This window comes from Fibrobacter sp. UWB12 (assembly GCF_900142485.1).
Classification (GTDB): domain Bacteria; phylum Fibrobacterota; class Fibrobacteria; order Fibrobacterales; family Fibrobacteraceae; genus Fibrobacter.
In genome coordinates this window covers 372,838-387,740 of sequence record NZ_FRAZ01000001.1, presented here as the reverse complement: position 1 = coordinate 387,740, position 14,903 = coordinate 372,838, and the positions used below count along the sequence as shown (strand labels likewise).

At 43.6% G+C, this 14,903-nt stretch carries 12 protein-coding genes and 1 tRNA gene; all 13 read right to left on the bottom strand.

What is annotated here, in order from left to right; all coding sequences use genetic code 11:
* Positions 1-65: 65 nt before the first annotated feature.
* Positions 66-794, bottom strand: a complete 729-nt coding sequence (locus BUA34_RS01545; RefSeq protein ID WP_072826972.1) for a hypothetical protein — start codon at positions 792-794, stop codon at positions 66-68.
* Positions 795-916: 122 nt separating this feature from the next.
* Positions 917-2,374: an IMP dehydrogenase gene (guaB, locus tag BUA34_RS01540; RefSeq protein ID WP_014547067.1), complete on the bottom strand. Its 1,458-nt coding sequence runs from the start codon at positions 2,372-2,374 to the stop codon at positions 917-919.
* A gap of 145 nt (positions 2,375-2,519) precedes the next feature.
* Positions 2,520-3,464 carry an Rpn family recombination-promoting nuclease/putative transposase gene (locus tag BUA34_RS01535; protein WP_014547066.1) on the bottom strand — a complete coding sequence of 315 codons (945 nt, stop codon included), beginning with the start codon at positions 3,462-3,464 and terminating at the stop codon, positions 2,520-2,522.
* A 259-nt stretch (positions 3,465-3,723) separates the two neighbouring features.
* Positions 3,724-4,920, bottom strand: a complete 1,197-nt coding sequence (locus BUA34_RS01530; protein ID WP_014547065.1) for a GIY-YIG nuclease family protein — start codon at positions 4,918-4,920, stop codon at positions 3,724-3,726.
* Positions 4,901-6,838: a DEAD/DEAH box helicase gene (locus BUA34_RS01525; RefSeq protein WP_072826971.1), complete on the bottom strand. Its 1,938-nt coding sequence runs from the start codon at positions 6,836-6,838 to the stop codon at positions 4,901-4,903. Before BUA34_RS01525 ends, BUA34_RS01530 begins: the two co-directional genes overlap by 20 nt.
* 5 nt (positions 6,839-6,843) lie before the next feature.
* Positions 6,844-9,492, bottom strand: coding sequence for a class I SAM-dependent DNA methyltransferase (locus BUA34_RS01520; RefSeq protein WP_072826970.1), 2,649 nt, complete (start codon positions 9,490-9,492; stop codon positions 6,844-6,846).
* Positions 9,493-9,945: 453 nt separating this feature from the next.
* Positions 9,946-11,049, bottom strand: coding sequence for a glycoside hydrolase family 11 protein (locus tag BUA34_RS01515; protein WP_072826969.1), 1,104 nt, complete (start codon positions 11,047-11,049; stop codon positions 9,946-9,948).
* Between the two features lie 106 nt (positions 11,050-11,155).
* On the bottom strand, positions 11,156-11,710 hold the full coding sequence (gene pth / locus BUA34_RS01510; protein ID WP_015732305.1) for an aminoacyl-tRNA hydrolase: 555 nt from the start codon (positions 11,708-11,710) through the stop codon (positions 11,156-11,158).
* 22 nt (positions 11,711-11,732) lie between these two features.
* Entirely contained in the window at positions 11,733-11,885 is a 153-nt protein-coding gene (locus BUA34_RS15830; protein ID WP_175545405.1) for a hypothetical protein, read from the bottom strand.
* A 22-nt stretch (positions 11,886-11,907) separates the two neighbouring features.
* A complete protein-coding gene (locus tag BUA34_RS01505; protein ID WP_072826968.1) occupies positions 11,908-12,966 on the bottom strand; it encodes a virulence RhuM family protein in 1,059 nt (352 codons plus the stop codon).
* Positions 12,967-13,085: 119 nt separating this feature from the next.
* Positions 13,086-13,706: a 50S ribosomal protein L25 gene (locus BUA34_RS01500; protein ID WP_072826967.1), complete on the bottom strand. Its 621-nt coding sequence runs from the start codon at positions 13,704-13,706 to the stop codon at positions 13,086-13,088.
* A gap of 31 nt (positions 13,707-13,737) precedes the next feature.
* A tRNA-Gln gene (locus BUA34_RS01495) sits at positions 13,738-13,809 on the bottom strand.
* A gap of 82 nt (positions 13,810-13,891) precedes the next feature.
* Positions 13,892-14,758 carry a 4-(cytidine 5'-diphospho)-2-C-methyl-D-erythritol kinase gene (gene ispE / locus BUA34_RS01490; RefSeq protein WP_072827185.1) on the bottom strand — a complete coding sequence of 289 codons (867 nt, stop codon included), beginning with the start codon at positions 14,756-14,758 and terminating at the stop codon, positions 13,892-13,894.
* Positions 14,759-14,903: the final 145 nt, after the last annotated feature.

Below are 14,903 nucleotides of genomic sequence, written 5' to 3'. Positions count from 1 at the left end.
TTCAAAAAGCTCTTTTTCCTAATATATATCAAAAAAACGCAGCCTGGAGAAGCTGCGATCCTTATTTAAAACTGCGCAATTGGAGTTTTCTCGATCATGTGTAAAATCAATTCTCGTAAAACACTTACCCAGTCATGCTCGATTACCTTCTGGTCCGAACATTGGGATTCTTCCAGATAACCATAATCCAGCGATTTTCCAGTTTTCACATCGTAAAAAGCGTACGAAGCCGATATATACAGACAATTATCATTTACGGTCGTTCCAACCTTCATACCAACAGACTTTAACGTTGTAACAGCCCCTTCCCTTACCTGGATATTGGACTTCAACTGGATACTATCCAAAACCATATAAACATCAGCACTATCAGACATGGATTTCAGCATAGGAACACGAAGTTTTTCGCCATCAACATCTTTTTCAGAATAAGAAACAAGCTCCTTAGAAATTTCACTGATCTTATAATGGCTACTCGAATTAAACTTAAGCGTGTTATCGATATTGTTCAAAAACCACTCCGACATCTTTTTCATTTCATCGGGCAGCATGAGAGAATCCCTCTCACATATAGGTCTAGGATCTTTCCCAGGAAGGATTGAAGGGGTATAATACCAAGGGAACATTGGACAATTATCCTTTGCCGAATCCAAGACAACTGGTGCAGTAAACACCACCTGCAAATTCGAGGGTTTCGTCGTCCACGACGGATCTTTGTGCTGTTTTGAGGCAGAACAACCGGCCAAAATGAGGCCAAACATGGCCAATGCAACAAACAACTTAATGTTTCTCATTTTCAACTCCTTCTTTGATATTATTCTAAAATTTATTTGCAACATATATAAAAAAATCCGCTGCACTTGTATGCAACGGATTTTCAAAGGTTATTCCCGATTAAGTCTCGGGCATTTAGCGATTAGTCGCCTGTGCGGTAGTTCGGAGCTTCCTTCGTGATGGTCACATCATGCGGATGAGATTCACGGAGGCCTGCGCCCGTAATACGGACAAACGTTGCCTTCTTGTAGAGTTCTTCGAGGTTAGCAGCACCGGCATAACCCATAGCAGAGTGGATACCGCCAATGAGCTGGTAAACGGTGTCGCGGAGCGGTCCCTTGTACGGAACACGACCTTCAATGCCTTCCGGAACGAACTTGCGCGGTTCCTGAACGCCACCCTGGAAGTAACGGTCGGCAGAGCCTGCCTTCATGGCGCCGAGAGAACCCATGCCGCGGTAGCTCTTGTAGCTACGGCCATCAGCGAGGATGACTTCGCCCGGAGCTTCTTCGGTACCGGCAAACAGGGAGCCCACCATCACAGCGTGACCGCCAGCAGCCAAAGCCTTGACGATATCGCCAGAGAACTTGAGGCCACCGTCAGCGATAATCTTCACGCCGACCTTGCGAGCCATCTTGCCGCATTCCACGACAGCGGAGAACTGCGGGTAACCGACACCAGCAATGATACGGGTCGTGCAGATGGAACCCGGACCGATACCCACCTTGACGATGTTGGCGCCGCACTTGGCGAGTTCTTCGACAGCTTCCGGCGTGCAAACGTTACCGGCGCAAATCGTGAGCTTCGGATATTTCTTGCGAACGGTCTTCACCATGTTACGCACACCGATGTGGTGGCCGTGAGCCGTATCGATAATCAACAGGTCAACGCCTGCGTCCACGAGGGCAGCCACGCGTTCAAGAGTATTTGCAGAAGTGCTGACAGCAGCACCAACGAGCAACTGACCATTCTTGTCAAGGCTTGCGTTCGGGTTGTTTTCGCGCTTCAAGATGTCCGTCATCGTGATGAGACCCTTCAAAGCACCAGAAGCGTCCACGAGCGGGAGCTTTTCAATGCGCTTTTCGGCGAGGATTTCCTTCGCCTTGGCGAGGCTCACCTTCGGGCTTGCCGTCACCGGATTCTTGGTCATGACCGTGCTGATTTTCACGTTCATGTCGCTAACGGTGCGGAGGTCACGACTCGTGAGCATCCCCACAAGCTTACCCTTGGAGAGAATCGGGAAACCGCTCACCTTGTTGCGAGCGCGCTGTTCAAAAGCAGCAGACACCGGTTCATCGGCATCGAGCGTCACCGGATTGGTGACGATACCGGACTGCCAGCGCTTGACCTTGCGAACTTCTTCGGCCTGGTCTTCAATGGACATATTCTTGTGGATAATGCCGAGGCCACCCTGCAAAGCAAGGGAAATAGCCAACGGAGCCGTCGTAACGGTATCCATTGCAGCACTGATTATAGGAATGTTCAGCTTGATATTCGGGGCGAGCTGGGTGCTCACATCCGTCTGAGCCGGAAGAACAGAAGATTCAGCGGGAACGAGTAAGACGTCATCAAACGTCAAAGCTTCTGGCAAAAGTTTCATAAAGTACCTCTTTTGCGCATTGAATATAGTAATTTTCGGTTTTAAATCCTAGTTCTAAACCGCTAGAAATATGTAAAAAAGAGCATAAGCAAGGCGAGCAAGCCTCAAGACAAGAATCAATAGGCTCGGCAAGGACTACAGGATATTAATCCGACTCGCACATTTGACTCCGCAAAACGACAACATCTTCTACGGATAGACCAGAATAGTCTGCAATTTCTGTATCAGACAACTTGCCTGCGGCAACCATTTTCTTGGCTATTTCATGATTTCGATCGGAAATACGTTCTTCAATCTTTGCGTTGATTTCCGTCGCGAATTCCTTGAAAATGCCCGGCACCATGACATTGTGATCCCATTTTTCGTGATGCATACGCTGATAAGCCTCAAATTCCTTTTTTGAAAAGTTAGACACTTTCGAGCTTTCCGTCAACTGTTGAAACTTGGACTCGTTCAACTCTTCGGGGAGTTCCTTGAGGCGGTTCAAGTAACGGAAGAAGAACAGCCATTTGCTTAAATCACTGGATGTTTTCTCAATGAAAAACGGAACCTTAGAAAGCTCAATTACAGCATAGTTGTATGTATCCATAACTTGTTTGCCTGTTTCCAAATCTGTCACGGCGGCACGGTGAACAGCATTTTCGTCATCAAAAACATGAATACGAGTCAACGCGATTACGTATGTCGGCTGAACATCGTAATTCCACTCTTCACCAGGTTCGGCCTGATTGGCCACCAGCTCACTCGCATAGAAAGCCAGACGCTTCATAAAATTATCCATCTCGCGAATTTGCACCTCAATCTCAATCAAATTACCCATATCGTCTTTACAGTGCAAATCGAAAATTGCCGTGCGAGATTCTTTGCTACCACTCAGATTCTTTGCGACATTGCGAGTCCACACGTTTTTGATTGGCCGCTTAAGCTGCGGTTCAAGCAGGTCGTTCAGCAGGTTGATGAGATTGTTGCGGCTAGTGGGCTTGTCCGGATCGAATGCTTTCTTGAACGCCAAATCAATAAGAAGATTTGCGAAGGGACTCTTCTCGCCCGGTTTCACGATACAGTCCTTGAGGGACTTACGTTCTTTCATCTTTCACTCCTTCCTCGCAGACAAGCGTAAAACAGCGAGGCATTTAAATAGTGCTTACCACAAAATGAACATTTGTTCACTATATAATATAAATTAGGAAATTGCGATTGTCAAGAGGTCTAAATTTTTTCCGCAATTTAGGCAACATTAAAGCCTCTCAAGATTTGAGAGGCCTATAGTTTGATTTTTCATTTTATATCGTCAGCCGGGCTGACATTCTTTCGAATTACTTCATCTAAAGCCGCTATTGAAACAAAATCTATCGTTTCACTAGAACCTGTTTTTTTTCATCGTAGCGATATTTGATAATTTCACCAGTGATTATCATTTCAATTACTTGTTTTATTACAGGTAACGGAACTACAAACCATTCTTTTGGAATATGTCTCTCACCCTTTTCATCAAAGACATCCACATTTAGACATACACGACCAAAGAAATTATGAATCAACTGTTCAAATTTTTGCGGATTCATATTGAAACATTGCCAGCTTGCAATATGGCGAACTGGAGCCATCAAATATGTAGGTTCTTTTTCAGCATTTTTTAAACGTTCTTCAACTGATGTAGTGCAAAAGCCTATTTTATACAGGTTTTTAATTTCTGCAATGGACGGTTCTTTGCTTAACGAAGAGCAAACATAAATAAAGCCACAAGCCTTATCTTTTTCGTTGATGCCCAATTCCTTTTCTGCTTTCGCGGCTGTTTCTTCGCTATTTTCAGTAACAGTTTTTCCATTCAGATACAATAACTTTTCTACAGAACGTTTAAGTAAAGCTGCTTCTGTTCCGTTTTCAAAAATGCAGCGAGTTCGACCGTTTTCATAAATATGCTTGCCTTCGGGGGTAACTGCATTTTTTTGAGAAATCTCAATTGATTCTACAAAGAAAAGCACTCCATTGTAAAAATAGAATCCACCCTCTTTAAGGTGAGATATTTTTGCATCAAGGAGTTTTCGCTTGCCACTACGGATATCGTTTTGAACTTTTTTAAACTTTGATTCGTATTTGGAGAAATCTTTGCATGGTTTGCGTTTTGCAATAAAATCTGCTTCATCGCGATCGATAGCTTTTTTTACCGACGGATGTAAATCGAATATGGATTTTTCTTCTTCGTTCAAATTAAAAGAATCAAGGATTTCATCAAAACTCATTTCCTTGCTTTGATTGCTTTTTCCTGTAGAATGAAGTAATCCGTGAACATCGGCGTTGTATATCGCTTGATTTTCAATCAACTTGCTATCACTACGATATTTCGCGAGCCTTTTGGCTAAGCGATATTCAGATGGATCATTGCTATTTTCAGAAGGTTCCCTGCCATTTTCGCTTACGAAACGTGAAAGTTCCTCAAATTCTTGAACCATGCGATCTTGGTCTGTAATTGGATTCGCCTTGGACTTTTCATTTAGCAAGCCATAGGAATCATCAGCGAAAATATCATCTAGCGTTTTGGGCATCGCGTTCCCTCTTACGTTTTCTCAGATATACAATACATTCTGCAAATCGCTTTTCTTGTGGATTGACAGAAGATATATTTGGCTCACGTCCATTTGTTTCTCTGAAAGCCTTAATTTTAGGCCAAAGAAGCATGGCTTCTTCATCGGTCATCTCGATACGGGTTTCTTCGATGACATTGTGAATCATCTTCAAAACGCTCGGAGTAACAGATTTTGAAAGTACTTCAAAAGCCGCTTGGAACGGATTGATGGAATCAATCAGGTCAATATGCAAATCGTCAATATTGACAAACTTATTTGCCATACGAATAAATCGTTTGTCACCATGCTCTTCAATTTTTGCAGTTCGAATAGCGGTATCAGCAACAACATGTTCACGAATTTCTTCAACCTCTTCATCGGTTAAATCTGGATATTTCGTGCGGATAATTTTTGGAATCAACACCTTGTTGATAACTTCGGGTTCTACACCGCCCGGCATTGCACTTTGCATGGTTTTATCTTGCAAAATGGAAGCCTTCAAATCGTTTATATCAGTTTCAATAATATCCTTAACTCGTTTAGACGACGGTGTTTTAAATCCACGGATTTTGATTGTTCCCGGTTCTTCAGAATCATCTCCATCTTCGCGAGTTTTGAAATTCCATTCAGGAGCAAGCACTTGTTCCATGAGGAGTGATGCGGTAATTGCTTTAAGCATATTGTTTACGGCGACAACAACATCATCATCCTTAGCTTCGGGCTGAGCAATCAAATTTGTAAACTGTGCATGAGTCTTATTTTTACTATCTCGTGTGCATCGCCCAATAATTTGGATGATTTCAGTTAACGAGCCACGATATCCGACCGTAAGAGCGTGTTCACAGAACGGCCAGTCGAAACCTTCTTTTGCCATTCCCAATGCGATAATTAAATCCATGTCTTCGGGTTTTGCAATTTTACGAAGATATTCGACAATTCTTGTACGGTTTGCCGGTTCATCATCTACAAGGTCTGCGACTTTCAACAATTTTCCGTCTTTACGACGAACCGTTATCACGCCTGTTTCCAAATCTTGCTTTTCAACTTCACCAATTGAATCTAAAATAAAGTCGACTTCAGAATGTTTATCTTTTGTGGATTCCCCGGAATTCACATTTGGAATATGAAGAATCGTCTTTTTGTCGGTATCAAGAATTTCTCCGATTGCCGATGTGTATTTCCCTTGATAAAAATGATAGCCGATTCCAAGCGATTTTAAATACTTGTAACCATTAAGCTGTTCGTAATAATTGTAAGTAATCTTGGTAAATAACGCTTCGTCTTCTGGCGAGAGCACTGGGACAGAATCTCCACGGAAATATGAACCGGTCATAGCGACTATGTGTGCCGAAGACTTTGAAATCAGTCCACGCAACATTTCACCCAAACAACTCGAATCATCTGCGGAAACATGATGAAATTCATCTATAGCGACGAGACAATCATCAAAAGCTTTTTCGTCCAATCCTTCGGCTGCAAAACGTAAGGTAGCGTGAGTACATATTAAGATGTTGTCATTTTTGCTTTCCATAAATTCATGGAATTTTTTTACCTTTCCTTTGCTGGAATCACTCCCCGCAAAGCACAAGTTATACTCATCCACAGGATTCCAATCAGCAAAGAATCCATATTTGCGCAGTTGAGTTTTTGCAAAGGATGCTCCAATAGATCGTTCAGGAACGGCGACAATTACTTTTTTTAGCCCCTGATGATAAAGTTTATCAAGAGCGATAAACATAAGTGCTCGGGATTTGCCAGATGCCGGAGGTGACTTAATCAACAAATATTGAGATGCACGGGCTGCATAGGCACGAGCCTGCATTTCTCGCATTCCAAGAGAATCCGTTTTGGAAGAATTACCCGTTTGGGCGTATTCGAAATGAACAATATCAGGCATGTTGATTACTCCTGTTCTTCGCGAATCATCTGTTCATAAAGCCTAAAGAGAAACTCAAGGCGTTCTTCATCGTTAGCAAATGGCCTTGCTCTGTAAATTTTTTCAATTGCAAAGTCGTTTTCTTCATGGGCTTTTTTGAGGTCATCCGGCATTGATTCGGGATTGTAGAGTTCCGCCAACGTTTTTCCCGGATGGTTTTCACGAGCCGCTATAATGCCAAAAGCGTAGTCTTTAAGCATGCTTTTCTGTTCGTCATTGATATGCGGGAACGGGAAGGTATTGTAAACAAGTTGTGCAGAATATCTGTAATCATTTTTGAGTTTTCCACCAACAACTCTAAGCCAAACCATGTGCATTTTTGAATTAAGAACACTAAACAGCCATGGTTCAGCATCGTAAATTGCCTGAGCCGAATCAGACACAACAATTCCAGCTTCTAAAAAATCCATTGGTATATATACTCGTCGTTCAGAGGATACTCGAGGAATGATAATAGACGGAGTATTTTTATAACGCACTTCTCCAAAACGATATGGAATTAGAGCTAATTTTTGAGTTGACGGCCTATCACTACCAATTCGATGATTTCTACACTTAGCCACTCTTTTTTTAATTTCCGGAATTTTCAAAGCCTCTTTTTTATCTTTTTCTGTAATCCAAATACAATAGCGAATTTCGCCTCTAATTAATTCTTGTGAACCTATTAACCGTTTTATATAAAAAGCAGCACTTGGATATTCATTTAAAATATTTTCATATTCAGACTTTTCAAGAATAAGATTTCCATCATCATTAGCCATGCTTCCAAATTTTATTTCAGGAAACTCACTGATACATTTTTTACAACAATCAACAACCGTATTCGCCCCAGGAATCAAGTAAGCATTAATTTTGGAAACTCTTTTCTGTGAAGTTCCATTAAACAAGAATTTTTGTTTTTCTTGAGAATCATTGCAAAGCCCAATTACAGTGACAATTACACCAGCATTATATTGAGCATTGTTAGTCCATTTGAAAGATGAATAACCAAATTGAATTTCAATTCCTTTGTTGAATATCTGCGGCCAAAGTATCGCGACTTGTTCGCCTTGGCAAATAGAATTGGTACTTACAAACGCTAAGGTAGCATTGGAGTTTGCTATATAATCAGAACCTTTATAGAACCAACAGGCAATGTAGTCTAAATTCTTTGCTCCTTTAACATTTTCAAAAACCGTTTCAACATCTTTTTTATGGTTTTCTTTTTGCAATCGTGCCCCTAAATATGGAGGATTTCCAAGTACATAAATTTCATCGTTTCCATTATTTGGGCAAACATTGTTCCAATCAATATTGCAGGCGTTATCGCAAACTATGTGGCCTGCCTCTTTCAACGGAAGCGTTGGGCATATTGTTCCTGTTTTGCTAAAAAACTCTACATTCATTTGATGCTCGGCAAGCCACAGTGAAAGCTTCGCTGTTTCACAAGCAAAGTCATCAATTTCAATTCCGTAAAAATGATCCAAATGAATCCCTGTAAGACCAAATTCACGCATTTTGAGCAGAATGTCCATTTCCAATTTACGGAGTTCTTTATAAGCAATAATCAAAAAATTACCGGAACCGCAAGCGGGGTCGAAAATTCGAATATTGCGAATACGCAATAACAGATTTTTCAATTTTGTAACACTGTTCCCTGCAGCTTCAAATTCTTTGCGAAGGTCATTCAAGAAAAGAGGTTCTATTACCTTCATAATATTTGGAACGCTAGTGTAATGTTGCCCTAAATCACCGCGTTGTTCCTCGTCAATAACCGTTTGGAACATGGATCCAAAAATATCGGGATTGATATCCTTCCAATCCAATTCACCACATTCAATTATCTTATTGCGACTATGAGCTGAAAAACGAGGAATCTCGATTTTATTACGGAAAAGTCCTCCGTTTACATACGGAAATTTTTCAAGATAATCTGGCAGCTTTTTACGTTCTTTGGGGGCTGTATCAAGAACGGTAAACAACCGTTCTAAAAATTCATTCAGGTCACTTCCATCAGCTTTTGTTGTCGCTGCAATAGTATTTGTAAACAAGTTGTCTGTAAAAATTCCCGTATCTTCGGCAAAAAAGCAAAAAAGAAGCCGAGAAAGGAACACATTAAAATCATGTTGCGAAATCAGTTTTTTAGCATTGTCTTTTTTGATTTCGTCAAAAAGCTTCGCCATTTTGCGAGCTGCACGAACATCAGCAGGATTTTCATCGATAAATTCAGTCTTTTCAATCCCAGCCCACGGCAAAAAGAAAGAGGAATGCTTAGGCAAATCCTTAAATTCAGTCTCTAAGGTGTCTTTGGTCTTTGTATCAACACAAAGTAACTTGTTTCCATCTGTAAGAATTACAAAACGCTCTTTATGCTTGATGGAGTTTGCAGTATTTAAAGCCAAGCTTACATTCAATTCGTCTTTGAACAATTCCTTGTAAAGGAGTTTGCCCTTCCAGCAGATTTCGCCTTGATTTTTAGATAAATTCAACGAGCCATTTTGCAAGCGTTTAACCGAAGCCTTAGGCAAGTCATAAGCCAAGATAAAGTCATAGATAAAATCACCTGAAGCTCCAGTTGCGCGATACTTGGCTACAATATCTTCAATCTTATTTTCGATTTCGGCAATGCTTGGCATAAGCAACTCCTTGTTTATGCCTCTAGCCCTCGCAGGTCAGCGAATTTCCAAACCTTAAAAATGTTGCCGAAAAATCAATCGCAAGCAACAAGAAAGGCGTGAGTCGTAACGCTTACCACGACTGCGGCCCTAGACTTAGCCATAACCCGGTAAACGCACGACCCACGCCCCGAAATGGGCACATAACCAAATAACCGAGACCTATGCCTCGGATACAGCAATGCGACGAATAGCCCAATACGGGCTATCCATGCGTGAGCGTTCGCCTTGTTCTCGGGTTATGAAATTGTCTAGGTTTCAGTCGTGAGAACAAGAGACAAATTACTCTTCTATGTCAATGGCAAAAATAATATAAAATCGGCATTTTAGTTCAGGAAAAACATAAAACCGAGCCTCAAAAAAACAGCCCCGGACATGTTCCGGGGTAACAACGAGGCTTATTGATGCAATGAATTATCGCTCGACAGCAATCGTCTTGGCAAAGGCCCCACGCTTGACCAGATAAACGGACGAACGAGCAAACTTGTTTGCTACAGCCTGCTTAAGCGACAAACCACTCTTCAGTTCAACCTTGCCGAGGAAATTCCCTTGCATATCGAACACTTGATAAATCCCCGCCTTGTCAAAGCGCTGTACCGTAAACGGAATCGCATCGGTCCCCGAACTCGAAGAACCGCCAACACTGCTCGAAGATTTCGCTACCTTCTCCGATGACGAACTCGGCACCATTTTTGACGAACTCGACGCAACAGAACTTGAACTTAAAGCAACGGAACTGGACGACGGAACTTCTTCACCTTTGACGTAAACCTTTATGTGCGGGAAATCAGCCGTACCGGAAACGCCGTTTCCCATGCTTCCGGCTTCGCCAAGGACCTTGGCTTCGTAGAGTTTCCCCATCTCCATGCCTAGCTTTTCCCACTGTCTCATGTGAGCGCTAATATTGATGACTCCGCAATCACGGGCATTTTCACGAATGCTGAAATACTGCAAAAAAGTCGTATTGCCCTGTGTCTTAATGGCCGGCCCCGTATGTTCACCCCAATAAACGGAGTATTTGGCACCATCGATTGTGTAATCGCCCATCTTATGGCTAGCGACCCAATCGCCAGGCCTCCACCCCGTCAGCCAGTTATCGACAACATAATATTCGACCAGTTTGCTCGGGGATTTCGAGACTTCTTCCATCCAACCATAGACGCCGACATAGGAGTAATCGGCGCCATTGATATTCTGCTTCACGAGCTTGAATTCTGCAAGCATATCGCCGCCAAGTTCGTTATACTTCTTGTCGCTATCGAACGAAAGCCCCGCACGGCAAAGGTAGTCTCCAGCGCTCTGGAAAGAACAAGACATGGATCCGTCTTCATAAATCGTAAGCGAACCCGAAGTTGCCCTATCGTACCAAAGCTCGTAACCGACACCGTTGAACGAGCTCACTTCGTTTCCATTCACTTTTTTGCTTGCACCTGTATGTTTAGCTGCATTGCAAAAATCCTGTGCCAAGACCCCCGCCGTGAGTCCCATACTCAAGGCGATAATAATTTTATTCACCATACATACCTCCACCAAAAGGTTACTTTCAATATAATAAAAAAGCCCGACAAGTTAATCACTAGTCGAGCTCATAACAATTTTAATGTATCAGTTGCATATAGCGGCGTCACTTCCCGTTATAACGTTCCATACACTTTTCGATGCCAAGCTTAAAGTAGCATTCCACCAGCGCAGGGACTTTAGCAATCGCCTCGTCGAATTTCGGGCGGTCTTCGGGCGAGAACTTCGCCAAGACCCAGTTGCTGAGGTCAAATTTCGGAGGGCATTTGCCAACGCCAAAACGGATGCGCGGGAACTTGTCGCCCACATGCTCAATGATGTTGCGGAGCCCATTCTGACCGCCATGGCTACCGTCCTTGCGGCAACGGATACGGCCTACATCCAAATTAATATCGTCGCTAAAAACGAGCAAATGATCGACCTTGACCTTGTACCACGTCATCAGAGCCTGCACCGCTTCACCAGAGAGATTCATATAGGTTTGCGGCTTCACGAGGAGGCATTCTTCGCCTGCAATATTCACCTTCATGGTGAGCGCCTTGTGTTCCGATTTCCAGTCCTTGCTCGGGTCGGCGAGCTTTTCAACGGCCATAAAACCGGCATTGTGGTGCGTGTTCGAATACTGCGTTCCAGGATTTCCAAGACCGACGATTAAATACATAATAAAACCTTAAAAAATATCGTTACCTTTCCGCATCGAGTTCGCTATACGCTTTTGCGGCATTTGCACGAACTTCATCTGCATTGCTATCCTGCTGCTGTACGACAGGTTCAGAACTAGCACACCCTAAAAGTGCGATAAAAGAAAGGCAAGATAAAAGCTTGAGTAATTTCATATCTAGAATATACAAAAATCGGCTACGGCTTGTATTGAGCCATTTTTTCATGAAGCTCAAGGAAGTAATCAAAATCGCTATGGAACAACTTATCCTGCACAATGCGGTACTTTTCCCATTCTGTAATCGCATGAGCCTGAGCCACTTCCATCGAAATCTTTCCCGCATTAGTCAAAAGTTCGTGTTCTGTAGCTTCTAGAATCCGATCAAGATGTTTTGCCCAATCTTCCATCGTCATCGGGATATGCCGATTCGCTTGCATTTCAGCAAAGTCTAAATAACCCGAAACAATCAGTTCCAACGCCTTAAGTTCATCCTTTTCTAAATAGTTTTTGGCAACAATAACATCGGATTTCAAAATTTTCCCATTAGGGGACGCAGCCCACGTTTTTAGCCCCATATGTTCTTTTTTACTATCCGCACGCTCCACTATAAGTTCTGCCACAGTATGCCCATGAATTGCCCAATGCAATTTGTTCTGAACCTTCTTGAAGAAATCCTGTGTAACTTTTGCAGAAGGGTCATAATCTAATGCCGTAGAATAAATGTCAGTCACCTTCTGATAAAAACGCCGTTCGGATACGCGTATTTCACGTATAACTTCCAACTGACGTTCAAAGTAATCTTCGGTAAGAATTGTCCCAAAATTTTTGAGACGTTCCTTATCCATAACCCATCCCTGGATGGTGTAATCCTTAACGATTTGCCCCGCCCACTTGCGGAATTGCACCGCACGCTCATTATTAACTTTAAAGCCCACAGCGATAATCATCTGAAGGTTGTAATGATTCACTTGGCGAGAAACCTGCCTTTCTCCTTCATTTTGAACTATTAAGTATTTCTTAATAGTTGCCGTCTCCGTCAGTTCGCCGTCTTCGAGAATATTTTTGATATGCTGGTTAATCGCCGGAACACTGACCCCATACAGTTCCGCCATCATCTTTTGCGTCAGCCAGACGTTTTCATCTTCATAACGCATCTCGACACTCTGCTCAGAACCACCTACCGCAGAAATATAGGTCAAATACTCCGCAGCCGAGCTGCGAATCGATACAGGATTTATCTTCTTATCTTTGCTCATTTGAACACTAACATAAAATTAGAAGTCAAGATTGTCAATAGACTCAGAATTTTCAACGAAAAAAGACCCGCCCCGCATTGGGACAGGTCTCAAATTCGCTTTTCAGCTTGGTGCCAAAATTAGGTGGCAGCCGGAGCAGCGGCAGCGGCGTCAGCAGCCGGAGCAGCAGCAGCGTCCTTCTTCTTAGACTTAGAAGAAATCGAGAAGATAACGGTACGCGGAACAGAAGCGAGCTGAACGTTTTCCGGGAGCTTGAAGTCCTTAGCGTAGAAGGTCACGTTCGTTTCGAAGTTGGAAATGTCCAATTCGAGAACAGACGGAATGCTTGCAGGCTTAGCAGCGAGCATGAGGTAACGAGCTTCCTGAGAGAAGATACCACCCTGAGTCTTCACGCCAACCGGGAGACCGGAAAGCTTGACCGGGATACGAACCTTCACGAATTCGTCATCAGCGATCTTGATGAAGTCAACGTGAGTGATCTTCTGGGTGATGGCGTCCTTCTGGACACTGTAGACGATAGCCGGATTGCCAGCCTTGCCGTCGATTTCGAGGTCAAGAAGCGTGTAACGCTTGCCCGGAGCAAGAACCTTGCGGAGGTCGATTTCGCTTACAGCAATGTTCTTAGCTTCGATACCCTTACCATAATAGACGGCCGGAATCTGACCAGCCTTACGCAAACGGGCGTTTTCGCGGTTTGCACCTAGCACTCTCGAGGTAGCTTTGAGCGTTGTGAGTTCCATTGTATTATCTCCATTAGATAAAAAAAATTCATTGGGGTAGCTGGACTCGAACCAACGAATAACGGAATCAAAATCCGTTGTCTTACCACTTGACGATACCCCAATGGTGCGACAAAGATAGTAAAAATTTGCCGATTATCAAAGACAAACGTGCAAAAAAAAGCGCTTTTTCTTTGAAAAAAGCCCTATCTATGCCAGAATTTCGTGATGGTCTGGTAGCGAGAAATCGGTTTCATCGCTACAGCAGCTTTTTCGGCAAGTTCCCGGGTCTCGAAAATTCCGAAAACAGAGGCTCCAGACCCGGACATCAGGGCGACCTTAGCCCCCAGTTCAAGGAATTTCTGCTTCATCTCGGCAACAAGCGGGTGCGTCGGGAACACGGAAATCTCAAAAGCGTTGAAATAGGACTTGGGATCGAGGAAAAGCGGCGTCGCGGACGAGGACGGCGCGGTCCAAGAGGCCTTGTACTGTTCCCAGCGGTCCGGGCCAGATTTCGGAACGCCCGCGTAGGCATCCTTGGTCGGGACCGCGTCCAGCGGGGTTGCAATGAGGAGAGCTGCACATTCAGGCAATTCAAGCGGTTCCACGAACGTCAGGCGCTCGCCGATGCCCTCGGCAAAGGCGGTTCCGCCTCGAACGAGGAACGGAACGTCGGCGCCAAGCCGAGCGCCGATAGATTCCAATGTTTCGAACGGAAGGTTCAAGTTCCACAATTTATTGAGCAAACGAAGCGTTGCTGCAGCATCGGCACTGCCTCCACCAAGACCAGCCCCAAGCGGCATGACCTTCGTCAAATGAATATCGGCACCAAGATTGCACTTCGCAAATTCCTTGAGCGCCTTCGCCGCCTTGAACACAAGGTCCGATTCCAGCGGATAGTTCTGCGGTTCGTTGTACGTCAGGTGGATTTCGCCATCTTCGCGAAGCGTCGCCTCTACCGTATCGCCCGCATCGACAGTCTGGAACACGGTTCCCAAATCGTGGTAACCGTCTTCACGTTTACGAATCACATCAAGAAACAGATTGATTTTTGCAGGAGCGTATTCTTTCATAGTCATTAGTCAATGGTCTTTAGTCGTTAGGACAATTGCATGCTGAGGTAAACTTAGAAAAGTTAGTTCGCTTGCTATTCCTAGTTGGAATAAAAAATTTGGTCTTACTCGGGAAAAAAATTTTTCATCCACCCAAAACCGTAAT

Bases quoted from the DNA above. Each gene is read 5' to 3' on its own strand.
- BUA34_RS01545 (WP_072826972.1), bottom strand. From the start codon at position 794: ATGAGAAACATTAAGTTGTTTGTTGCATTGGCCATGTTTGGCCTCATT.
- guaB (WP_014547067.1), bottom strand. From the start codon at position 2,374: ATGAAACTTTTGCCAGAAGCTTTGACGTTTGATGACGTCTTACTCGTT.
- BUA34_RS01535 (WP_014547066.1), bottom strand. From the start codon at position 3,464: ATGAAAGAACGTAAGTCCCTCAAGGACTGTATCGTGAAACCGGGCGAG.
- BUA34_RS01530 (WP_014547065.1), bottom strand. From the start codon at position 4,920: ATGCCCAAAACGCTAGATGATATTTTCGCTGATGATTCCTATGGCTTG.
- BUA34_RS01525 (WP_072826971.1), bottom strand. From the start codon at position 6,838: ATGCCTGATATTGTTCATTTCGAATACGCCCAAACGGGTAATTCTTCC.
- BUA34_RS01520 (WP_072826970.1), bottom strand. From the start codon at position 9,492: ATGCCAAGCATTGCCGAAATCGAAAATAAGATTGAAGATATTGTAGCC.
- BUA34_RS01515 (WP_072826969.1), bottom strand. From the start codon at position 11,049: ATGGTGAATAAAATTATTATCGCCTTGAGTATGGGACTCACGGCGGGG.
- pth (WP_015732305.1), bottom strand. From the start codon at position 11,710: ATGTATTTAATCGTCGGTCTTGGAAATCCTGGAACGCAGTATTCGAAC.
- BUA34_RS15830 (WP_175545405.1), bottom strand. From the start codon at position 11,885: ATGAAATTACTCAAGCTTTTATCTTGCCTTTCTTTTATCGCACTTTTA.
- BUA34_RS01505 (WP_072826968.1), bottom strand. From the start codon at position 12,966: ATGAGCAAAGATAAGAAGATAAATCCTGTATCGATTCGCAGCTCGGCT.
- BUA34_RS01500 (WP_072826967.1), bottom strand. From the start codon at position 13,706: ATGGAACTCACAACGCTCAAAGCTACCTCGAGAGTGCTAGGTGCAAAC.
- ispE (WP_072827185.1), bottom strand. From the start codon at position 14,758: ATGAAAGAATACGCTCCTGCAAAAATCAATCTGTTTCTTGATGTGATT.